Here is a 21,783-nt window from a genome sequence, read left to right as displayed (position 1 = left end):
GGCTGGTTCCTTTTCTTGATCAGGCTTGGAAGTTCGAAGGTGATGACCGGTCCGCTACAGCCATCCGGGCACGACCAGCGCCAGCCACGCCAGGACGGGCCCGGCCACGATCACAATCCCGCTGTAGCCCAGGATCTTTTTGTAGAACCGGTCCTTGTCCACGCCTTCGGGAGCGTTGGCGAGCACCAGCGCGCCGTTGGTGGAGAAGGGGGAAACGTCCACGATGGTGGCGGAGACGGCGAGGGCGCAGATGACACCGACGGCCCCGATCTCACCGGTGGAGAGGAACGGCACGGCGAGCGGGATGAGTGCGGCAAGGATGGCGGTGGACGAAGCGAAGGCGGAAACTACGGCGCCGATGAAGCAGATGAGCAGGGCCGCCAGCAGCGGCATGCCCATGCCGGCCACGCCATTGGAGACGAATTCGATGGTTCCGGCCTCCTCCAGCACGCCGACGAAAGTCAGCATGCCGCAGATCAGCAGCACCGTGGACCAGCTGATCTTGTTGATGGCGCCCTTCTGGGCTGCCGGCGAGACGAGCGCCAGCACGAGGGCGATGGTGATGGACACAAACCCGACATCCACCTTGAAGCCGAGGGCGATGACGGCCAGTGCGATCAGGCCGGCAATGGTGACCAGCTGCGGGATCCGCTCGGAGCGCTCCTTGGTGGCGCCGACGCCGTCGCCTGCGGGGTCGCGCGGGCCGTACATGCCGGAACCGAAGCCCTTGAAGGAGACGTCGGAGCCGCCCTTGGCGCCGACGCTGACGGCCATCCGGGCCTCGGCGGCCTGCTCCACGAAGTGGCCCACACGGGACGACAGCAGTCCGCGGCCGCCCAGGACAACAAAAAGGACCAGCGCGATGAGGGTGTTGAAGACGAGGCTCGACAGGAACAGCGCGGTGGGGCTGAAGGCCAGGTCGGTCTTGGCGAGGATGCCGTTGACCGTGACGCCGTAGACGGCGATGGGAGAGAACCCGCCGGCCTGGGCGCCGTGGATCACCATCATGCCCATCAGCAGCGGGCTGATCTTGTACTTGCCGGCAAAGGTGAGCGCGATGGGCGCGATGATGGCGACGGCGGCGGGAGAGAGTGCGCCCACGGCCGTGATGACTGCGGTGATGGCGAACATCACCCAGGGGATGAGGGCCACCCGGCTTCCCACCAGCCGGACGGCGCCGCGGACCAGGAGGTCGATGGTGCCGTTGTTCTGGGCGATGGCGAACAGGTAGGTGACGCCGACGATGGTCAGGAAGAGGCCGCCGGGGAAGTTGGCCAGGATCTCGTTGGTGGACATGCCCAGCACCACGGTGCCGAGCAGGAACGCGCCGACGAAGGCGAGGGCGCCCATATTCAGGGGCAGGACGGTGGCAAGCAGGAACATCGCCGCCAGGATGATAATCGACAGGACAGGAGCGGACATCGTTGGTCCTCCGTTGGGGAACGAAAAGTGTGATGTGAGTTACTGGCTCACTGGACTAGCCTCTTAGACAGTGAGTCTATCTGTCAATAGCAGGAGCCATGTAGTCTGGAGGGACCTACGACGTAGCGAGGGCTTTGTGGAGAAGACAGCACGGCTTGGACTGGAGCGGGTGACGCGCCCGCGGCTGTACGAACAGCTGGTGGAGCAGATCCTCGCGTACATCGAGTCCGCCCAGTTGCGGCCGGGCGATCTCCTGCCCGCTGAACGGGACCTGGCGGAGCGCCTGGGCGTTTCCCGGGCCACCCTTGCCCAGGCCCTGGTGGCGCTCGAGGTACTCGGCGTCATCGACGTCCAGCACGGAACCGGTGCCGTGCTGGCGAGGCGGCCAAGCGTTGCCTCAGTCATCAAGGGACTGCGCGAACACCGCAGCCGGCTGCCGGAGATAGTGGAGGCGCGCAGCACCCTGGAGGTCAAACTGGCCGCCCTCGCCGCAGCCCGCCGCACCGACGAGGACCTTTCGGCGATCGATTACGCCCTGGAAGCCATGTCCAAGGAGATCAACGACGGCGACCGCGGCACCCATGGCGACGAACTCTTCCACCAGGCCATCACCGCCGCCGCCCATTCCGGCGTGCTGGCCCAGCTCATGGCATTCATCGCCGAGATGATCCTGGAGACAAGGATGGAATCGCTGGGCCAGCCTGGCCGGCCGGAACAGTCCCTCGCCTCGCACCGGAAAATTGCGGACGCCATCCGCGCACAGGATCCGGAAGCGGCAGCGGAAGCAATGCAGGCCCACATCGAACTCGTCTCGGACGTGGAACTGCTCCGCTGACCGCCCGGCGGCCGCGACACGCCGGGCTGTCTGGTAGGCCGGACAGTCCCGGACGATTTCCTGTTCTCGTCGGGCCGCAAACCGAGTGTGATGGAACCTACGTTTTATCACCCAAGGAGTGTTGGCCATGGCCGCAGCAAGCAGTGCCGTAGAGGCACGATCGATTGACATGATTCCGCCCGGCGAGCGCCACGGCCACCCGCGGGGGCAGTTCACGCTGTGGTTCGGCGCCAACGCCCAGATTACGGCCATCGTTGACGGCGCCCTCGCCGTGGTTTTTGGCGCCGACGCCTTCTGGGCCATCGTGGGACTGCTGGTGGGCAACATCGTGGGCGGCACCGTGATGGCCCTGCACTCGGCCCAGGGGCCGAAGCTGGGACTGCCGCAGATGATCTCCAGCCGGGCGCAGTTCGGTGTCTACGGGGCAGTGATCCCCCTGGCACTGGTAATCCTGATGTACGTCGGGTTCGCCTCCACCGGAACCGTGCTCTCAGGCCAGGCCATCAACCTGATGCTCGGCGTGGAGGCCCCCGCCGTCGGCATCCTCATCTTCGGCGCCGCAACCGCCCTGCTGGCGATCCTGGGTTACAAATACATCCACGCCCTCGGCCGGATCGCCACGGTGACCGGGCTGGCCGGCTTCCTGTACCTGACCATCGCCGTCCTCACCAAGTTCGACGTCACCCAGGTCATGATGGTCAAAGGCTTCGAATGGCCGACGTTCCTGACGGCCATCGCCCTCGGGGCGGGCTGGCAGCTGACCTTCGGGCCGTACGTGGCCGACTACTCCCGCTACCTTCCCGCGGCCACCTCCGAGCGCAAGACATTCTGGTACACGTTCGCCGGATCCGTAGGCGGTGCGCAGTGGGCCATGACCCTCGGCGCAGTCTGCGGCGGACTCTCCGCCGCAAAACTGGGCGGCGACTTCCTGAAGAACCAGGTGGGTTACATGGGTGACCTCGCCGGCGGCGGGCTGATCGCCGTCTTTATCTACCTGGTGATCGTCACCGGCAAGCTGACCGTCAACTGCCTCAACGCCTACGGCGCGTTTATGTGCGGCGTGACGATCAGCACCGCCGTCAACCGCAAGGACACCGTGTCCAGGACGTTGCGGATTGTCTTCATCATCGCCGTCATTGGGGCGAGCGTCCTCATCGCGCTTTTCGCCAGCAAGGACTTCCTGAACCTCTTCAAGAACTTCGTCCTGCTGCTGCTGATGGTGTTCACGCCATGGTCCGTGATCAACCTGGTGGACTACTACAAGATCTCCCGCGACCGGCTGGACATTCCCGCCCTCTACAATCCGGACGGCCGCTATGGCCGCTGGAATACCGCGGCGCTGGTGTCCTACGGGGTCGGCGTCGTCGTCCAGATCCCGTTCCTCGCGCAGGCGCTGTACACCGGACCCGTGACCAAATGGCTGGGCGGCGCGGACATCTCGTGGCTGGTAGGGATCGCGGTCACGCTCGCCGTCTACTACCCGTGGGCAAAAGCCACCAACCGTGCCCCGGCCGAGTCGATCTATCCTGGCAATATCCATTTGGACAGCGCGGCAGAGAGCCTTCCTGTCCCTTCCGGGACCTAAGGCTGAAGGCACGACGGCGGTCCGGGGCACTGTGCCTCGGGCCGCCGTCGGTTGCGGGTCCCGAGGCTTGAGGGGCGCAGTTCAGAAAGTGGCAGTTCAGAAAGTGGCAGTCCAGAAAGTGGCAGTTCAGAAAGTGGCAGTCCAGAAAGTGGCAGTCCAGAAAGCGGCAGTTCAGAAAGTGTAAGAGGAGCTGGTGGAGGTACTGGCGATGGCCAGGCCAATGATGGCCAGCAGCCAGAAGGCGCCGTAGCCGAGCAGGCACAGGTAGCCCAGCACCAGGCCGGTGATGGACATGCCCTTCCCCGTCGGCTCGCGCTTGAGCGCCATATGGCCGGTGATGATCGCGGCGATCTGCGGCAGGAGGATCCAGCCCATGATCACCGAAGCGATGCCGCACACCATGCTGGCGATGCTGAGCGTCTTCGGTTCGGCCGGCATGCCGTAGTAGCCGGGCTGCCCGTAGGGACCAGCCGGCTGGTTGTACGCGCTCGGCGGCTGGTTATATGTGCCGTACTGGCTCTGGCCTGCGTTCGGGCTCTGGCCGTAGCCGCCCTGGCCGAAATGACCTTGCCCATAGCCAGCCTGGCCGTACTGGGACTGCCCGTAGCTGCCCTGTCCGTAGCCAGCCTGGGCGTCTTTGCCCCGGCCGTAATCGCCCTGGCCTTCGTTGCCCTGGCTATAGCTGCCCTGCCCATACTGCGGCTGGGACGCGGCCCCTGAGCCATAGGGCGGGGCAAAGCGCGGCGGTTCAAAGCCCGACGGCGTGCTGCTGCCGTCGGGGTACTGCGATTCAGGCCGGTGGGCGGGCTGGTCAGTCAAGATTTTCCCCCTGGAAGTTTTGCTTTCAGCCTACCGCCGCCGGCAGGTCAGCGTCCCAGGTAGGGCAGCACGTACACGGCAAAGATGACGAACGCAGCGAGCAGGGCAAGGCCTCCGCCGCCGGTGGCGCGGCGCTGGCGGCCCTTCGGGTTCCGCCCGCCGGCGGTCGTCTTCGAGAGATCTCCTGCCGGACGGATTGCGCCGGCACCCGGTGCCTCAGCACGTGTTGCCCCGGCACGGGGTGAGCCAGTCCGGGATGAGCCAGTGCGGGGTGAACCAGCACGGGATGGCGCCTGGCGTGATGATACCGAGCGGGCCGGGACGGGACGCGGCTCTGCCGGATCCGGGTGGCCGTCTGCACCTGGAGACGCTGGGCGCGGGTCGGCGGGCCTCACCACTGTCCCGGGCCGCACGCTCCGGAAGGCTGTGATGCCCGGCTCCTGTTCGTGCGTGAGCTGCTGTCCGAGGTGCGCATAGAGCCCCACCACCGACTGCTGGTCCAGCACGGCAGGCAACGCTTCGATGGCCCCCACCACGCGCTGAGCTCCCACCACGGCAACATCCGAGTTGGTCACGCCAAAAAGGTCCGGCTGGGCAGCCATACAAATCAAGGGCCGCACCATCCGGCGGTGCGGCGGCGCGAGGACGGACGCGACGGCGGCGCATTGGGCGAGCGCCCCCTCCACCGCCTGGGTGCGTGCGTAGCGGCCCTGCCACAGCACCCCTGAGGAAACTTTTACCTCGCCGGTCCAGTTCTTGGCGTCCACCACCACTACTCCCCCGGGGCCCACCAGGACATGGTCGAGGTTTGCCTTGGGCCGGCCGGGCCAGTGGACATCGTGCAGCACGTACCAGCCGCGCGGGACCAGTTCGCTCAGCTTTTCCGCCACCACGCGCTCACCAACCGCGCCTGCGTCCCAAGCCTTGGTGGTATGTTCGGCCTGGTCGAGCTGGCGCTTCAGCCTCGCAACCCGTTCCGCTGCCAGCTTGGACTGCTCCGCTGCCCCGTCGCCTGCCCCCATGGCCGTCCCTGCTTCCCCTGCCGGAGAACGATTGGCGGAAGGCCGCCGTCGTCCTTTGCCTGCGAGCATTCCGCCCGATTTTTCGAAAGTAACAGGGCGCGCAGGCGGCGGTATATAAGTACTTTGCCGGGCCAGTACTCAGGTTGGCTACTTGTTTGATGACGCTGTGCCGTCACAGGACCGGACACAGGGCCCGGATTTTGGACGGGTCGTTTTGACTGTGGCTCCCGTCTGGCATGCTGGTCCCATGGCTAGCCGCGCGGGTACAGTTGCCCAACCCCAGGACCTTGTTGACATCACAGCGCTTCTTGACGCGTACTACGACATCACGCCGGATCTGGGTGATCCAGGCCAGCGCGTAGTGTTCGGCACCTCCGGGCACCGCGGTTCCAGCCTCAAAGCGTCGTTCAACGAGAAGCACATTGTCGCCATTACCCAGGCGATTGTGGAGTACCGGGCGGCGGAGGGCGTCACTGGTCCGCTGTTCCTGGCCAAGGATACCCACGCGCTGAGCGAGCCGGCGCAGAACTCAGCCCTTGAGGTGCTTGCGGCCAACGGCGTGCAGGTCCTCATCGACGCCCGCCACGGCTACACCCCCACCCCGGCCCTGAGCCACGCCATCCTCACCTACAACCGGAATGCCGGTGCGGGTGCGGGTGCGCCCCAGGCTGACGGCATCGTGGTCACCCCCAGCCACAACCCGCCGGGCGATGGCGGCTTCAAGTACAACCCTCCGCACGGCGGCCCGGCCGATTCGGACGCCACCGGCTGGATCGCCAACCGAGCCAACGAACTGCTCGAAAACGGCCTTCGTGGCGTCAAGCGCATCCCGGTGGCTGACGCGCTGGCCGCGGACACCACCGGCAAATTCGACTTCCTGAGCAGCTACGTGGACGACCTCCCCTCCGTCCTGGACCTGGACGCCATCCGCGAAGCCGGGGTGCGGATCGGGGCGGACCCCATGGGCGGGGCGTCCGTGGACTACTGGGGCGAGATCGCCGAACGCCACCAGCTGAACCTCACCGTGGTCAACCCAACCGTGGATCCGCAGTGGGCCTTCATGACCCTGGACTGGGACGAGAAGATCCGGATGGACTGCTCCTCGCCCGCGGCCATGGCCTCACTGATCCAGCGCATGGCCGACGGCGGCGCCGGGGCGGGTGCCTCGTTCGATGTCGCCACCGGCAACGATGCGGACGCGGACCGGCACGGCATCGTCACCCCCGATGGCGGGCTGATGAACCCGAACCACTACCTCGCCGTCGCCATCGACTACCTGTACCGCAACCGCAGCGGCTGGAACCCGGGTTCCGTGGTGGGCAAGACGCTGGTGTCCTCCTCCATCATCGACCGCGTGGCCGAAAGCCTGGGCCGCAAGCTTGTGGAGGTCCCGGTGGGCTTCAAGTGGTTCGTTCCGGGGCTGCTCTCCGGCGAGGGCGCGTTCGGCGGCGAGGAGTCGGCTGGTGCTTCCTTCAATAAGAAGGACGGCAGCGTCTGGACCACGGACAAGGACGGCATCCTGCTGGCCCTGCTCGCCTCGGAGATCACCGCGGTCACGGGCAAGTCCCCGTCCCAGCTCTACAAGGGCCTCACGGACCAGTTCGGTGCCCCCGTCTACGCCCGCATTGATGCCGCCGCCTCCCGGGAGCAGAAGTCGGCACTGGGCAAGCTGTCGCCGTCGGACGTCACGGCTACCGAACTGGCAGGCGAGCCAATCCTCGCCAAGCTTACGGAAGCACCCGGCAACGGCGCCTCGATTGGCGGACTCAAAGTGGTTACCGAGAACGCCTGGTTCGCGGCCCGCCCGTCCGGCACGGAGGACGTCTACAAGATCTACGCCGAATCCTTCAAGGGCGAGGATCACCTGAAGCAGGTGCAGGCGGAAGCCAAGGCACTGGTGGACGGCGTCATCGCCTAGGAGGCTGCGTGCTCCCGGCTATTCAGCCCCCCGCTGTTTAGTCGCGGCCCTTTAGTCCCGGTCCCAGAGCCGGAGCACGCGCCGGACGGTACGGTCACCGTCCGGCGCCATGTCCACCAGGGCAATCCGGTCAAGCACGACGGCGTCGCCCGGATTCAGCCGTTTGTCACCGTGGTGTGAGACGTGCGGCCGGTAGCCGGAGAGGGTGTGGGCGGGCGTGAGCACCTTGCCGTCCAGACGCGCGAGCGCACCCACGAGCTGCTCGTGCAGGGTTTGCAGATCCGGCTGCGGTTGGATAAGGCTCACGGGCACCGAGCCGTTGCGGCCGAACCCGGTATCTTCGCCCACCGTGAGGCTGGCGCCCAAGGCTGCCGTTGCATAGGGTTTTGCCAGTTCGGCGACCCTGACGGTGACGTCGGCACCTGCCGGACTCTCGACGTCGAACCTCACCAGCGTGATATGCAGCGGCCATGCCGACCGCAGGAACACCAGTCCTTCGGTCACGGGCTCGACGAACGCCACAAAGATCAGATTCCGCATCTGCCCAGTCTCCCACCGCCCTCCAACGCCCCATCAGATTCTGCACCTAAATCCCAAACGCTCCATCACATAACGCGCTTAAAACATCAACGCCCCATCACTCGGTGATGGGGCGTTGATGAAAAAGACGCAGGAAGTGATGGGGCGTCGAGGTTAGACGGTGCGGACGACGTCCTCGTAGGAGAACTTGGGCTTGGCTGTGCCCCAGGCGTCCTCGGCGGGCTGGCCGATGTTGACCACCAGGAAGCTCTTCTGGTCACCCTTGGGGAAGAAGGCAGCGTCGATCGCGGCGAAATCCGCACCCGTCATGGGGCCGGCGGCGAAGCCGAGCGACCGGACAGCCAGGATGAAGTAGCCGGCCTGCAGGTGGGCGTTGTTGTTGCCGGTGGCGGCGGCCAGTTCCGGGTTGGTGTCGTACATGGCCTTCGGGGCGTTGTAGCCGGGGAGGAAGTTGTCCCACTGCCCGGCCCAGTCGGTGTCATAGCTGAGGATGGCCACGAGCGGGGCGGAGGCGGTCTTGGCTTTGTTCCCGTTGGCGAGTGCGTCAACGAGCGTGGCGCGGGCTTCAGCGGAGCGGACGTAGGTCACGCGCAGCGGCTGCGAGTTGAAGGCGGTGGGGCCAAACTTGGTGAGCTCGTAGATGGCCTGTGCCTGCTCGTCGGTCACCTGTCCGGTGAAGGAGTTGGCGGTGCGGGCCTGGGCGAAAATGGCGTCGACGGCGGCCGAATCGATAACCGCTTCTTCGTGGGCAATAGTCATTGGCGTACCTTTCGCTGCGCCGCCCCGCGTGCCGGGGTGGCGTGTTCGCTTTCCATAGTTGCAACTTCAACCACTCCTTTCCTCTTCCCGTGACGGCTCGTGACTTCAGCCACAGCGGCATCCGCGAGCAACCTGGAGACCCGGCGCGAAAAGCTTGGCGGTATTCTGGAGCCAGTTGATCTTCGCCCTCCGCGGCCACCCCCTTGAAAGGCCTCCGCCCATGAGCATGCTTGGAATCAAATGGAAGCTGCACGGCAACGGCAAGTCCATCAAGCCGGGCCACGTGGTGGCCCCCGATGAACGGCTTGCCTGGCCGCTGACCATTGGGGTGGGCATGCAGCACGTCGTGGCCATGTTCGGCGCCACCTTCCTGGTACCCATCATCACCGGCATGCCGCCTGCCACCACCCTGTTCTTCTCAGGCATCGGCACACTGCTGTTCCTGGTTATCACCAAAGGCCGCGTGCCCAGCTACCTGGGCTCAAGCTTCGCGTTCATCGCGCCCATCATGGCGTCCCAGCAGGCGTTCGGCGTCCCCGGAGCGCTGGGCGGCGTGGTGCTGGCCGGCGCCGCACTGGCCCTGGTGGGTGCCATTGTGCAGAAGTTCGGCGCGGGCTGGATCAACCGCCTGATGCCGCCCATCGTCACCGGCGCGATCGTGGCTCTCATCGGCCTTAACCTGGCCCCTGCCGCGAAAAACAATTTCGACGCCGCCCCCGTCACCGCCGTGATCACGCTGGCCACGATCATCCTGGTCAGCGTCCTGTTCCGCGGGATCCTGGGCCGCCTCAGCATCCTGGTGGGCGTGGTGGTGGGCTACCTCGTGGCCATGCTCCGGGGCGAGGTGAGCTACGACAAGATGGACGCGGCCGCCTGGGTGGGCCTGCCGCAGTTCCAGGCCCCCGAATTCCACCTCGGCGTCCTGGGCCTGTTCGTGCCCGTGGTGCTGGTGCTGGTGGCCGAGAACATCGGCCACGTGAAGTCAGTGGCTGCCATGACCGGACAGAACCTCGACGGCGTCTCCGGCCGCGCGCTGATGGCCGACGGCGGCGCCACCGTCCTGGCCGGCTTCGGCGGCGGCTCCGGCACCACCACCTACGCAGAGAATATCGGCGTCATGGCCGCCACCAAGGTGTACTCCACGGCAGCCTATTGGGTGGCCGGAATGTTCGCCATCCTGCTGAGCTTCTCCCCCAAATTCGGCGAGCTGATCGCCACTGTGCCGCCAGGTGTGCTGGGCGGCGCAGCCACCATGCTCTACGGCATGATCGGCATCCTGGGCGTGAAGATCTGGGTGCAGAACAAAGTGAACTTCTCCAACCCCGTGAACCTGACCACCGCCGCCGTCGCCCTGATCATCGGCATCGCGGACTACACCTGGACCATCGGCGAGCTCAAGTTCACGGGCATCGCCCTGGGTTCCGCCGCAGCACTGGTGATCTACCACGGCATGAAGGCGATCGCGAAGGCCAGGGGCACGGTGGCGGAACCCGAAACGGAGCAGGCCGGACTGCCCCCAGCCGCCAAAGCCTCCATGAATGCGGCCGCGAAACGGGGGCCGAAGAAGCGCTAGTACGGGCTAAGCGACGTCATGTGAGTCGACGCCATCGCCATCGCTGCCGAGGCCAAAGACCGGGCCCGGCAACGGCCGCTTAGGCTCCAGTGCCTCACCGGCCGGGGGCCGCAGCCTCCGCAGGACCCAGGGGAACAAGTACTGCCTTGCCCAGATCAGGTCTTCGGCCCTGGCCTGGGTCCAGCCATGTGACGGGACCGGCCGCGGCTGCAGGGGCTTGAGCGAATGCGGCACCGCGAGCGCGTCGAGGGCGGCAACGGCAACCACGTGATGCCCCAGGGGCGACAGGTGCAGGCGGTCCTTGTCCCACATCCGGGCGTCATGGAGCGCCGGGAGGCACCACAGGTCAATCATCACCGCGTGGTGGCGCATGCCGATCGTGTGGAGGTGCTCATTGTAGATAGCAAGCCTCCCGCGGATTTGCCCCAGCACCGGTGTACCGCCCCAGTCGGGCCCGGCGAACAACATGATGGTGGCCCCGGTTTCAGCCAGCACGCCGACAGCCTGGTCCATCTTCTCGGCGAGCTTGTCCGGGTCGCCGCGGCGGAACACAACGTCATTGCCGCCCCCGGACATTGCCACCAGGTCCGGCTTAAGTGCGAGAGCCGGCGCGAGCTGCCCGTCGATAATCTCCTGCAGCAGCATCCCCCGCACGGCGAGGTTGGCGTAGGCGAAGTCGTGCTGCCCCCTGGCGAGTTCCTCTGCCGCCCGGTCAGCCCAGCCGCGGAAACCGCCGATGCTGTGCCGTTCGGGATCGCCGATTCCTTCAGTGTACGAATCGCCAAGGGCTACGAAGCGGTGCCAGGGGTGCCGCTCGGCCGGGGGACGTTCCTGCCAGGCTTCCTGCTGTCCGGTGGTCATGCCGGCCGTCCTTTCGCGGTAGAAGGATGCGCATCCGGCGCCCCAGCCTCGGGCGGCTGGCCCAGCTCTGCCGGAGCCAGCAGGCGGAAGTCCTCAACGTCGTCGGCCATTTCCCGCCGGTCCCTGGAAGGGTCCCGCCCGGGGACCTGCGTGACCGGGGCAACCACGTTCAAGGCAGCGTCCCGCAGGCCGAACTCATGGTGAGACGCCTCCCGCTGCAGGAAGCGCAGGGCACCCTCCCTGCTGAGGCCGTACTCGTCCATGAGGCTGCGGACCGCAAGGTCCACCAGGACCAGGGAGCTTTGGGCTACGGCAATGCCCGCGGCGGCCTCCGCGCGCTCCGCCACGCGAACCACCACCCGCAGTGCGCGGGCCACCTGCCTGACGTAGCTCTGGCTGCGGAGAAGATCGTCGCTGCCGAAAACATGCGGCGAGGGAGCGTAGAGGTTCATGGCCGCGCTCGTCATGCCCTCGGAAACGATGGGCATGGACAGGAGGGACTGTACTCCGTGGCTGGCGGCGGCGCTGGCATACCCGGGCCAGCGGCGGTCCCGGCCGACGTCCGACAGGAGCACGAATTCGCCGCTGCGCAGGGCTTCGAGGACTGGCCCGTCAGCAAAGGAGCATTGTTCCCGGTCCGCGTCACGGGCCTGCTCGCTGCTGGCCGCGAGGGTGCGTGCCTTCCCCAGGCGGAAGAGGGTTGCAGCCCAGCCGATGCCGCGGATTTCACCTTTGATGTCCTTCATGAACTCATGGGTGACATCCCAGAGGTAGTCTTCAACGTCCTTGCTGTCGAAGACTGGCTCTGGCGGAATCGGAAGCGGTCCCCAGCCAACCTGCCCCGTGGGTTCAGCGGCCATTATCCACGCCCTGTTTGAAGCGCTCCGGCCCACTGCAAAACCTTGTTTCTACAGAATACGTCGAATGCCCCGGTTGGCGGGAGGGGGCGGCGCTGTTCCCTGTTCAGTCGACGGCGGGGCTGTTACCTGCGAACGCAGTGGCGCTTTCACTGAGGACGACGTCATAGGCCTCCACCCGCCGGTCCGTCACCGTGGTGGGTGACTCCAGGTGCACTGCCCCCGACGGCAGGATGCCGGCGGCGCCGTACCTCTCCATGACCTGCCACTGGGCCACGACGTCCTCCCCGGCGTGCTCCACGGGAAGGCTCGGCCAGAAGGTGAAGCCGCCGGCATCGGTCAGGGCTTCGCGCCGGTACAGGACGCAGCCGCCGAGCCAGGCCACGCGGTAGGGCAGCCACTCCCCCGGCTCCAGGGAAAGATCCGCGCTGATGTGGCTGAGGTTGGCGGCGTTGTGAAGCGGCCAGCGCTCAAATCCGGGCGTGCCCGAACGGATGCGTTCCGGCGTTACCGGCCCGTCCCACGCTTCAAAACCCGCCGTTTGCTCCGGCCGCCTGTCATCGAGGTAGGACAGTCCCTGCGGAGCCATGCCCACAAAGCCGCAACCCAGCGCCTCAAGTGCCGCGTTGAGCCGCTCCAGAGCACCGGGCTCCAGCCACACATCGTCGTCAAGGAAGAGGCACTTCTCCGCGCTTGCCTGGTCGAGCAGGAACTGGCGGTGCTCAGCCAGCCCGCGCCGCGGCAGATGGCGCAGCAGCGTCACCGGGCGGCCCTGGGCCTCGAGGACCCGCACCATTGCAGCGGCCGCAGGATGCTCCCAGCCGGGCGCATCGGTGGACTGGTCGCTGACCACCACATGGAAGGAAGGATCCGCCTGCCCGGCCAGACCAGCCAATGTCACTGCCAGCTCCGCAGGCCGGTTGCACGTGGGGACCAGCACGTCCACCGCCACCGGTTCCGGCACCCCGCCACTGCGTGCCCACTGTTCTGATGATCTCCTGCTCACAGCCCACCTCCAGGCGCCTGCATCGGCATCGATAGTGAATGGGTATCTTCGTGTCCTGTACCCACATCACCGGGATGTATGCCGGACACGGCGAAGGCCCCCGCCCGCTGCCACATGTGACAGCAGGCGGAGGCCTGCAACGGTAGGCGCGGCGGGCTCAAGCAGCCGCGGCGGGCCGGTCAGCCGGCGTCGAAGCTTTCGCCGCCGTCGTCGTTCGGCGATTCCTCCCGGGGCAGGTCATTGCCGCTGCCGTCCGGAATTCCTGTTGCTTCCTGCCCTGGCTCCGAGGACACGGGAGCGGACCCCTTGGAGTCGTCATTGTTCGCGTCGAGTTCGGCTTCGCCTGAGGGAAGGTCCACGTCGCGGGGCACTGGATCACTGCCAGTGCCGGACTGGGGCTCGTTGGTGTCCACGCCGCCCGCCCCACCGTCACCGGTAGTCGCCGAGCCGTTTGCCGAGCCCTGGCTTCCACCCAGTTCCTGCTCTGCAGTGGGAGTGCCGTATCCGCCCGGATCGGTCTCCGGCTGCGCGTGCTGGCTTTCCTCTGTCATGGTTCCTCCTGCTGTGCGTTGGATGGATAGTGCATTGGATCTGGGATGAGGCTGGACCTCGGATGAAAACTCAGCTGCTCAGAGCCCCTTTCCACCGGTCACCGGCAGTACAGCCCCGGAAATGTAGGACCCGTCCTCCGAGGCCAGCAGGACATAGGCCGCGGCAAGCTCGGCGGGCTGGCCCGCCCGTTCCAGCGGCGTGTCCTGCCCGAACTTCGGGAGCTTCTCCGGCCACTCGGTGGCCGGTATCAAGGGAGTCCAGATGGGTCCCGGTGCCACAGCGTTTACCCTGATTCCCTTGGGGCCAAGTTCCTGCGCCAAGGCCTTGGTGAAAGCTACCTGCGCTGCCTTGGTCATGGCGTAATCGATCAGGCCCGGTGACGGGTTGAAGGCCTGGACTGATGCCGTGGTGATGATCGAGGCGCCCGGCTTCAGATGCGGCACGGCTGCCCCTGCCGTCCACAGCAGCGAGTAGAGGTTGGTCTTGAAGACCCGGTCGAATTCCTCCGTGGGCAGCGACTCGAAGCTTTCGCGGTTCTTCTGGTACGCCGCGTTCAGAACCACAACGTCGAGCCGGCCGAACTCCGCCGCCGTTTCGTCGGCAATCCGGGTACTGAATTCTTCCTCCCGGCCATCACCGGCAAACAGGAGGACCCGCTGGCCCGCCTTCCGGATCCAGTCCGCGGTGTCCTGCGCATCCTCTTCTTCTTCCGGGAGGTAGGAGATGGCGACGTCGGCCCCTTCACGGGCGAACGCGATGGCCGCCGCCTTGCCGATCCCCGAATCCCCACCGGTGATGAGGGCGGCCTTGCCCTGCAGTTTTCCGTGCCCCTCATAGCTGAGTTCCCCGTGGTCCGGCTTGGGCTCCATGGGTGCCGTCAGGCCGGGCTGCTTCTGTTCCTGCTCCGGAAAGGGGCCTGAGTGGTAGCCGCCCCGGGGATCCTTTGGCTGGTCTGTCTGCTTGTCCGTCTCGCTCATAGTCCGCCTGCTCACTGTGTCGGTTTCACTGTGTCGGTTTCGAAAGGCGCGTGCACCGGCCCTTCGACGCTATCCCGGCCGGAGAAGCAAAGTCCACCGCCCGGTCCGGATAATCAGTAAACTTATCAAATGGTGGCCGCTGCGCAACGTTGCCCTGGTTTTGGGTAGCTAAGGAGTAGAAAGCTACCCGGAAGTGGTTGGTGCAGGGAGTGGTTGGTGCAGGAGGGAGAAGCGATGTCTGATGTAGAGGACTACACGGGCAGGACGGGCAGGAACGAAACCCACGAGGAACAGATGGACCGCAACTGGGCGGAACTGCTCCAAGAACTGCGGGTATTGCAGACTGGCGTGCAGATTCTTGCCGGCTTCCTCCTGACCCTCCCCTTCCAGTCGCGCTTCGAGAAGCTCGATGACTTCCAGGTTGGCCTTTACCTGGTCAACGTGGTGGTCGCCGCCCTGACCACCGCCTTCATCCTTCTTCCGGTCAGCGTGCACCGGAGGCTCTTCCGAAAGCGGCTCAAGGAAACGCTGGTTTCCAGCGCTGACGTCATCACCAAAATCGCCCTGGGCGGCATAGGGCTGTTGAGTGCAGGAACTGCCGCGCTGGTCTTTGATGTGACCGCCGGCCGGTCAGCCGGGCTGACAGCCGGGGGTGTGCTCCTGGCCGTGCTGGTGGTCCTGCTGGTCTACGTCCCGCTGCACTTGAACAGGCGCGCCACGGCCGGACGCTAGCCGTGGCCGCGAGCCTAACCGCGCTGCGATCCCCCGATTTACAAGGCCATTGATCCTCAACCAATGACAGGAGAACTTCATGCGGAAATTCCTCAGGATTGCCTTCGTGGCCCTGCTGCTGCTGGTCGCACCGGCGCTGTCGGCCGGAGCCGCGCAGGCCGCGCCAGCAACGTATGTACACGGAATCACGGCATCCTCCGGAGGGGCATGGGCGCAGTCAGCCGCGTCTCCCACACCGTCTCCCGGGGATACCGCCTCCACCGGCCCGGCTAATCCCGGAACCGGCGAATCAGCGGAAAACGAGTCCACGCGGCTTGATTACACCCCATGGGTTATCGGCGGTGTGGTCCTGCTGACCCTGATCGTAATCCTGATCTGGCGCCGCCGCCGCAACACCACCATCGTCTAGTCAGGCGCCCTCAAGTACCTGGCTTGTTGCCCAGGCCAGGTACTTGGCGGCGTTGGCCACCGCATCTTCCGGACCCGTTGCCACGTCAAGCAACTGGGCTGCGGCCACCACGCCGTGCCCGGCAAGGTCTTCGGGAGTCACGAGGATCCGCCCGGCCACCACGATCACCGGGATACCCCGTTCCCGTGCCGCGTCCGCGAGCGCGATCGGGGCTTTCCCTGTCAGCGACTGGCCGTCCATGGACCCTTCTCCGGTGATCACGAGGTCGGCCGCGGAGAGCTGATCGGCAAGGCCGGTCAGTCCCGCCACCAGCGCAAAACCGCCTTCAAGCGCGGCATCAGTGAAGGCAAGGAACGACGCCGGGAAGCCGCCGGCGGCGCCCGCTCCCTCGACGTTGACGTCCCGGCCCGTCGCCTCCCCCAGGAGGGATGCCCAGTTGCGCAGGCCGGCGTCGAGCAGTTCCACGGACTCCGGGTCGGCGCCCTTCTGCGGGGAAAAGACGTGGGCCGCTCCCAGCGGGCCGTACAGCGGGTTCCGGACGTCGACGGCGATACGGAACGTGGCGGCGGCAAGCCGGGGATCGAGCGCGGAGGCGTCCAGGACCACGATGTCCGCGAGGGAACCGCCCCCGAGCGGCACCACATTGCCAGCGGCGTCCAGCGGCTTCAGGCCCAGCGCGCGCAGGGCGCCGCTGCCGCCGTCGGTCATTGCCGATCCGCCGAGTCCCAGGACGATTTCCGTGGCACCCGCGTCCAAGGCGGCAGCGATCAGCTGGCCGCAGCCGTAGCTGTGGGCGCGGAGCGCGTTGCCGGGGGTGGGCTCCATATCGGCAAGTCCGGAGGCCTGGGCAGTTTCAATCACGGCAGTCACCTTGGCACCGTCGGCCTTCCGGATGGCCCACGCCGCGCCAACCGGGGCAAGGATGGGACCCACTACGGCGTTGATGCGCTCTTCGTAACCCGCTGCCACGGCAGCTTCAAGGGTGCCTTCGCCGCCGTCGGCAATGGGAAACTGCGTGGCGACGGCGTCCGGGTAGACGCGCAGGGCGCCCTCGGCGATGGCGGCGGCTGCTTCAGCGGCCGTAAGGGAACCCTTGAACTTGTCCGGAGCAATAAGAATGCGCATGGGCTCCATCATGCCAGCCCAAAACGGGAAAGCGCTTGCCAAATCCGTAATGCGGACACTGGCCTTCCCTTGGGAGGTTCTGCCGCCCAGGTTCAGCCCATGAAGCCCTCGCCGGCTGCCGCTACCCCTGCCGCCATTCGTGGCTGGTGATGTGCGAGCCTGCCTGCGGCCCCATCTGCAGCATGCCGCCGTCCACGGCCCATGAGGCTCCAGTGACGTAGCTTGAGGCCGGGGAAGCAAGGAAGGCGATCACTGCGGCGATTTCCCTGGCGTCGCCCGGCCGGCCCAGTGGAACACCTGGCCTGTCCTTCGTGGTGGGATCTTCATCCTCCTGCCCCGTCATGGGCGTGGCAATTTCGCCGGGGGCCACGCTGTTGGCAGTGATGCCATGCTCGGCGAGCTCTAGGGCGAGGGTTTTCATGAGCCCGCCCAGCCCGTGCTTGGAGGCATCGTAGGCGGACGATCCCACCCGCGGCTGGAATTCGTGGACGCTGGTAACTGCCACCAGCCGTCCTCCCCTGCCGGCCTGGACCATGCGACGGGCGGCGGCCTGCAGGCAGACGAATGCGCCATTGAGATTCGTGTCGAGTGTCTGCATCCAGGTCTCGACATCCAGGTCCAGGAACTTGGTCCCGTCACCGGTCCCCGCATTGTTGACAAAAACGTCCACACCGCCGAGCTCTTCCGCCAGTTCGTCAATGACGGCGCCGGCGCCCTGGAGGTCGGTAGTGTCCAGCTGGCGCACCACCGCCCTGCGCCCCAGGCCGCGGATTTCTTCCGCGGTCGCCTCTGCGCCCTCCTTGTCCGAATGCCAGGTGACGCCCACATCCATGCCCGCCCTGGCCAGCGCAACGGCTGTGGCTTTGCCGATGCCGGAGTCTGATGCGGTGACGATGGCGGTGGTGGGGCTGAAACCTGTGGTGTCCTGCATGGTGGCTCCTCTTCGCTAATAAGGCGGGCTTGGCAATCAGGCGGGGCTTGGTAGTCAGGCGGGGCGGCGGAGTTCGGACGACGGGGGATAATCGCCCTCACCCGCTTCCGGAAAGTTGTCCCGCACTGCCCTCAGCGGCACGGCGAAGGTCACCACCGGCCGGGGGTGGGATTCGTCGGCCGACCTGACGGTCAGGCTCCTGGTTCCCGGCGGCACGGACGGGGTGAAAACCTGCAGGTTCCGGGACCCCAGATTAGCGGACCTGCGCAACGTATATTCGGTGCCGAAGTGGTCCTGGAGGATGATGGCGGGTTCCGGCTCGCGATCGGACGCCAACTGGATATTGACCACCAAACCGGTGGTCCAGATTTCCACGCTCAGCACAGTGAAGGCTGTGGAATCCGTGACGTGCCGGCCGTAGGTGGGAGGCAGCAGCATTCCGCGGAGGGAACCGGAAGGGATAAGTTCGCGCATAGTAGTTCCTGTAGATTATGCGCCTGCCGACGACGGGACGGCGCCGGAGGTGGTCCGGTGCTGTCTTGCGGCGGTACGGCAGGACGGATGCGGCTTAGGCGTCTTCCCGGCCGGGATTTTCCAGCCGGAAGAAATTCGATTGCTGGCCGTCGCTGCGCTGTTCCTGGTAAATGAAATTCAGCCCGCGGGAGTCGAAGGTTTCAAACCATTCCTCCCAGCTGATGTGGCGAAGCTTGTCGTTTTCGCCGCCGAAGTCGATCCGCAGCACACCAAGATGGTCACCGTGCTCGGTGCCTTCCACAGTGGCCGGAACGCCGTCGCGCTCCTCAGCCCACTGCCTGATGACTTCGTGGTGCGTGGTGACCAGGCTGCGTCCCTCGCGTTCCGGTTCGTCCTCCGGCGAGGTGACCTCCTGTGAATACTTCAAGGATTTCGATGACTCCGGGCCGGTACGCACTTTCCCGCCGTCAGGTCCCGCGCCCAGATCTTCTTCGTCCCGGTCCGCATCAGCGTCGCGCGTCTTATTGCCCTTATCCTGTGCCATGATGACTGTCCTTTCCCCTGGAGGTAACTAGTAAGTCTACTTACTATGGAGCCTCCGGACCAGCCTCCATGTCAAGGGGCCTGTCCGGTCGCCGCGGCGCCCGCTCAACTGCCCAAAACAGCCAGGGTGCAGACCATCTGAGGCCGCGGGACAACCAGGGAGAGGAATAGCCAGGGAGAGGAACAGCTAGGGCCGGGGCCGCAGCACGGCGTAGTAGCCGGGGATCAGGCTCTGGGCCGCCACGTCCGTCATCGGGTTGGTTTCGATGGCCACCGCGCCGTCCTCAAGCAGTTCCCAGCTCTCCGCGGGCAGGACCCGGGCGCGTTCGGCAGGACCGAAATGGCCGGGCATCGGCAATTCGCGGATGGCCCGTTCAAGAGGGGCCGGGATGCCCCTGGTGGTGGCGCCCAGATGTGAGACATAGTCCAGCGGATTGCCCTGGAAGTTGGTCTCGGCAAGGAAGACCGTGCCGCGGCTGCCGGCCAGCACCCGGAGGTTCTCCACCAGCGCTTCCTGATCACCAGGACTGAGCACGTGGAGCACGCCGCGGATGAAAATGTTGGCCCCGCGTTCGTCGGCCAGCCCCCGGCCGGCCCCGGGCGCTGTCATGTCCCGGGCTTCGTAGCGGACGCGGCCCGCCAGGTCTTCCTGCCCTTCCGACTCGGCGCCCGCCCGCGCCACCGCATGGGCGGATACATCAACACCAATGACTTCGCGGAACGTACGGGCCAAGGCGCGGGTGAAACTGCCGTGACCGCAGCCCACGTCAACTAAGGGCAGTTCCGGATCGAGGTGGCGCAGCAGCACATCCCGGTAGCCGAGGAACTCGTGGTCCCGGCCGGAATCCCACAAAACCTCGCCGCCCGGACCGGTCGCTTTGATGCCCGCCCAATACTTATCCCAGGCCAGGGGCCTGTCTTTGGGGGCAGAACGGGACAGCCGGGCGAGCTTGGGGATCATCAGGTACTTCTGCCAGGAGGAGCGCACCGATTTTGCTGGGGAGGACACAGGTCAAATATATGTCGCGAAGCAGGGGCCAGCAGTTGGCGGGCCCCAGGCGGTGCGCCGCCCGCACTCAACGGGGCCCCGTTCCGTCACGCTGGCGCGATGTACGGCCTGCAAGGGATCATCCGGGACGCGCCGCCCTACAATGTACTCAACTGGGAGCGAAGGGGGCATTGTGGCGGCTGATTTACCGTGGGACCCGTCTGTGCCGCGCACCGCTTTTGTGGCGGACCCCGACGACGGGCGGCTGGCTTTGAATGCGCGGGCACTGCGCGATGCCGGCTACGAGGTACGCACCGCACGCGATAAGGAAGGCCTGGCCCGTTTGCTGGGTGCAGGCGAACCGTCAGTCATCGTGGTTGACACGTCCCTGTCTGCGGTTGAAGCAGAAGCACCTGTCCTGGTGGTGGTGGACCTGGACAGCCCCGCGGAGCTGGCAGCCATGCAGCCCCCCGGGGTCCATGACTGCATTGCGAAACCCCCGCCGCCCAGGGAACTGGCCCACCGGGCCACCTCCCTCATCCGCCAGGTGTCCCGGCGCAATACCCTCCGGCAGGAGGCGGAGGCACTCCGTGAACAGCTCCGGCTGGTATCCGCCGCCGTGCGCGGAACAAACGATCCGCAGGAGATCGCCAACCATGTGGTGGCTGGTTTTGGGCGGACGTTCAAAGCTGACCATGTCCGGCTCACCACGTTTGAGGACGAGCGGGTTCCCCCCATTACCGCGACGTGGACCAGGCCGGGCCTTGAACCGCTGGGAGACCAAGCGCTCCCGGATGAAGAATCCGCGCGGCAGACGGCAGACATGTTGTGGGCCGTGGCTGAAACGCTCTCCTCCGAGGGGTCCGAGGAGGACGCCCGCACGGGCGACCCCGCCGGCACCAGGCGACTTGGGCCTGCGGCATCGCTGCTGGCGGTGCCGATGGGTGAGGGCAGTTCCTCGCTGGGCATCATCTGGGTGGTGATGTTGGACCAGCCGCGACAATGGTCCCGCGCCGAGCTCGGCCTGATCCAGCACGTGGCCGGCAACGCCGCGCACGGGCTGATCCAGAGCCACCTGATCAGCAGCCAGCAGCAGGTGGTCAAGCAGCTTCAGCAGCTCGACAAGGCGAAAACGGATTTCCTCGCCACCGTCAACCACGAGCTGAGGACCCCGCTGACGTCCATCATGGCGTACCTGGACATGATCCAGGAAAGCACCGAGCAGCCCGTCTCACCCGAGGTCCACCAGATGCTGGACATCGTGGTCCGCAACACCGAGCGGCTCCGGATGTTGATCGAGGACATGCTGAGTGTGTCCCGCAACGGACTCGAGGACAACCTGATGCACCTCACCCCGGTGCACCTGGGGCAGACGCTGGACCTGGTGGCCGGGGCACTGCGGCCCCTGGCCCAGCTGCAGAACGTCACCATTGAGGTGGATCCTGCCCCCGAGGACCCGGAGATCCTGGCCGATGAGGTGCAGCTGCAGCAGGTGTTCACCAACCTGGTGTCCAACGCCATCAAGTTCACGCCAAGCGGCGGCCGGATCGAGGTGGGCAGCGAGTCGCACGCGGCCCCGGACGGCACCCGGTGGGCAACCATCAGCGTGGCTGACAACGGCATCGGCATCTCCAGCGAGGAAATCGACCACGTCTTTACCCGGTTCTACCGCGCGTCCAATGCCATGTCCGGAGCCATCCCGGGAACCGGGCTCGGCCTGGCGATCACCCAGGACATCGTGGCGCGCCACGGCGGCCATATTGACGTGGCATCCACGTTGGGCGCCGGCACAACCGTCACTGTGAGCCTTCCGCTGGATGCTGACCGCAGCCGGGCCAACTGAGCACGGGAGGAG

The 21,783-nt window shown here is 66.2% G+C and carries 22 protein-coding genes; 7 read left to right on the top strand and 15 right to left on the bottom strand.

The genetic code is table 11. The features are described from left to right. Window positions 1-54: 54 nt before the first annotated feature. On the bottom strand, window positions 55-1,422 hold the full coding sequence (locus QFZ36_RS14415) for an SLC13 family permease (protein WP_306637598.1): 1,368 nt from the start codon (window positions 1,420-1,422) through the stop codon (window positions 55-57). Window positions 1,423-1,558: 136 nt separating this feature from the next. On the opposite strand from QFZ36_RS14415, the gene QFZ36_RS14410 reads away from it, so the two are divergent. Continuing rightward, complete coding sequence (locus tag QFZ36_RS14410; RefSeq protein ID WP_306637596.1) at window positions 1,559-2,257, top strand: FadR/GntR family transcriptional regulator; 699 nt, start codon at window positions 1,559-1,561, stop codon at window positions 2,255-2,257. A gap of 127 nt (window positions 2,258-2,384) precedes the next feature. Further along, window positions 2,385-3,842, top strand: coding sequence for a purine-cytosine permease family protein (locus QFZ36_RS14405; RefSeq protein WP_306637595.1), 1,458 nt, complete (start codon window positions 2,385-2,387; stop codon window positions 3,840-3,842). Window positions 3,843-4,013: 171 nt separating this feature from the next. On the opposite strand, the gene QFZ36_RS14400 is transcribed toward QFZ36_RS14405, so the two are convergent. Further along, window positions 4,014-4,661, bottom strand: coding sequence for a DUF4190 domain-containing protein (locus tag QFZ36_RS14400; protein WP_306637593.1), 648 nt, complete (start codon window positions 4,659-4,661; stop codon window positions 4,014-4,016). 47 nt (window positions 4,662-4,708) lie between these two features. After that, the gene (locus QFZ36_RS14395; RefSeq protein ID WP_306637591.1) at window positions 4,709-5,683 is read right to left on the bottom strand and encodes a nuclease-related domain-containing protein; all 975 of its coding nucleotides are present in this window, start codon (window positions 5,681-5,683) and stop codon (window positions 4,709-4,711) included. A gap of 247 nt (window positions 5,684-5,930) precedes the next feature. Here QFZ36_RS14395 and pgm point away from each other — a divergent pair, with 247 nt between their 5' ends. After that, window positions 5,931-7,601 (top strand): phosphoglucomutase (alpha-D-glucose-1,6-bisphosphate-dependent), encoded by a 1,671-nt coding sequence (gene pgm, locus QFZ36_RS14390; protein WP_306637589.1) that lies wholly within the window; start codon window positions 5,931-5,933, stop codon window positions 7,599-7,601. A gap of 51 nt (window positions 7,602-7,652) precedes the next feature. On the opposite strand, the gene QFZ36_RS14385 is transcribed toward pgm, so the two are convergent. Beyond that, the gene (locus tag QFZ36_RS14385) at window positions 7,653-8,141 is read right to left on the bottom strand and encodes a 2'-5' RNA ligase family protein (RefSeq protein WP_306637587.1); all 489 of its coding nucleotides are present in this window, start codon (window positions 8,139-8,141) and stop codon (window positions 7,653-7,655) included. A gap of 153 nt (window positions 8,142-8,294) precedes the next feature. Beyond that, the gene (locus QFZ36_RS14380) at window positions 8,295-8,900 is read right to left on the bottom strand and encodes a malonic semialdehyde reductase (protein WP_306637585.1); all 606 of its coding nucleotides are present in this window, start codon (window positions 8,898-8,900) and stop codon (window positions 8,295-8,297) included. 220 nt (window positions 8,901-9,120) lie between these two features. Between QFZ36_RS14380 and QFZ36_RS14375 the strand changes: the two genes are divergently transcribed. Continuing rightward, the gene (locus tag QFZ36_RS14375) at window positions 9,121-10,473 is read left to right on the top strand and encodes a uracil-xanthine permease family protein (protein WP_306637584.1); all 1,353 of its coding nucleotides are present in this window, start codon (window positions 9,121-9,123) and stop codon (window positions 10,471-10,473) included. Between the two features lie 6 nt (window positions 10,474-10,479). Here the strand turns inward: QFZ36_RS14375 and QFZ36_RS14370 are convergent, their stop codons facing one another. The 5 genes from QFZ36_RS14370 to QFZ36_RS14350 all read right to left on the bottom strand — a co-directional run bounded on the left by QFZ36_RS14370 (window position 10,480) and on the right by QFZ36_RS14350 (window position 14,726). Continuing rightward, window positions 10,480-11,334, bottom strand: coding sequence for an SGNH/GDSL hydrolase family protein (locus QFZ36_RS14370; RefSeq protein ID WP_306637582.1), 855 nt, complete (start codon window positions 11,332-11,334; stop codon window positions 10,480-10,482). Beyond that, the gene (locus QFZ36_RS14365) at window positions 11,331-12,194 is read right to left on the bottom strand and encodes a GAF domain-containing protein (protein ID WP_306637581.1); all 864 of its coding nucleotides are present in this window, start codon (window positions 12,192-12,194) and stop codon (window positions 11,331-11,333) included. The genes QFZ36_RS14370 and QFZ36_RS14365 overlap by 4 nt, the downstream gene beginning before the upstream one ends. A gap of 103 nt (window positions 12,195-12,297) precedes the next feature. Further along, complete coding sequence (locus QFZ36_RS14360) at window positions 12,298-13,197, bottom strand: glycosyltransferase family 2 protein (RefSeq protein ID WP_306637579.1); 900 nt, start codon at window positions 13,195-13,197, stop codon at window positions 12,298-12,300. Between the two features lie 179 nt (window positions 13,198-13,376). After that, on the bottom strand, window positions 13,377-13,748 hold the full coding sequence (locus QFZ36_RS14355) for a hypothetical protein (protein WP_306637577.1): 372 nt from the start codon (window positions 13,746-13,748) through the stop codon (window positions 13,377-13,379). 78 nt (window positions 13,749-13,826) lie between these two features. Then, the gene (locus tag QFZ36_RS14350; protein WP_306637575.1) at window positions 13,827-14,726 is read right to left on the bottom strand and encodes an SDR family oxidoreductase; all 900 of its coding nucleotides are present in this window, start codon (window positions 14,724-14,726) and stop codon (window positions 13,827-13,829) included. 234 nt (window positions 14,727-14,960) lie between these two features. Between QFZ36_RS14350 and QFZ36_RS14345 the strand changes: the two genes are divergently transcribed. After that, complete coding sequence (locus tag QFZ36_RS14345; RefSeq protein WP_306637574.1) at window positions 14,961-15,458, top strand: DUF6328 family protein; 498 nt, start codon at window positions 14,961-14,963, stop codon at window positions 15,456-15,458. Between the two features lie 79 nt (window positions 15,459-15,537). After that, the gene (locus tag QFZ36_RS14340; RefSeq protein WP_306637573.1) at window positions 15,538-15,867 is read left to right on the top strand and encodes a LuxR family transcriptional regulator; all 330 of its coding nucleotides are present in this window, start codon (window positions 15,538-15,540) and stop codon (window positions 15,865-15,867) included. Here the strand turns inward: QFZ36_RS14340 and QFZ36_RS14335 are convergent, their stop codons facing one another. The 5 genes from QFZ36_RS14335 to QFZ36_RS14315 all read right to left on the bottom strand — a co-directional run bounded on the left by QFZ36_RS14335 (window position 15,868) and on the right by QFZ36_RS14315 (window position 19,901). Continuing rightward, window positions 15,868-16,992: a glycerate kinase gene (locus QFZ36_RS14335; protein ID WP_306637571.1), complete on the bottom strand. Its 1,125-nt coding sequence runs from the start codon at window positions 16,990-16,992 to the stop codon at window positions 15,868-15,870. 121 nt (window positions 16,993-17,113) lie between these two features. Next, window positions 17,114-17,923 carry an SDR family oxidoreductase gene (locus QFZ36_RS14330; RefSeq protein WP_306637569.1) on the bottom strand — a complete coding sequence of 270 codons (810 nt, stop codon included), beginning with the start codon at window positions 17,921-17,923 and terminating at the stop codon, window positions 17,114-17,116. Between the two features lie 54 nt (window positions 17,924-17,977). Then, window positions 17,978-18,397: a hypothetical protein gene (locus QFZ36_RS14325; RefSeq protein ID WP_306637567.1), complete on the bottom strand. Its 420-nt coding sequence runs from the start codon at window positions 18,395-18,397 to the stop codon at window positions 17,978-17,980. Window positions 18,398-18,491: 94 nt separating this feature from the next. Next, window positions 18,492-18,941 (bottom strand): hypothetical protein, encoded by a 450-nt coding sequence (locus QFZ36_RS14320; RefSeq protein WP_306637566.1) that lies wholly within the window; start codon window positions 18,939-18,941, stop codon window positions 18,492-18,494. Between the two features lie 186 nt (window positions 18,942-19,127). After that, window positions 19,128-19,901: a class I SAM-dependent methyltransferase gene (locus QFZ36_RS14315; protein ID WP_306639220.1), complete on the bottom strand. Its 774-nt coding sequence runs from the start codon at window positions 19,899-19,901 to the stop codon at window positions 19,128-19,130. 220 nt (window positions 19,902-20,121) lie between these two features. Here QFZ36_RS14315 and QFZ36_RS14310 point away from each other — a divergent pair, with 220 nt between their 5' ends. Continuing rightward, window positions 20,122-21,771, top strand: a complete 1,650-nt coding sequence (locus QFZ36_RS14310; protein WP_306637565.1) for an ATP-binding protein — start codon at window positions 20,122-20,124, stop codon at window positions 21,769-21,771. Window positions 21,772-21,783: the final 12 nt, after the last annotated feature.

The organism is Pseudarthrobacter siccitolerans (assembly GCF_030823375.1).
In the GTDB taxonomy this organism is placed as follows: domain Bacteria; phylum Actinomycetota; class Actinomycetes; order Actinomycetales; family Micrococcaceae; genus Arthrobacter; species Arthrobacter siccitolerans_A.
This window is presented reverse-complemented; position numbering and strand designations above follow the sequence as displayed.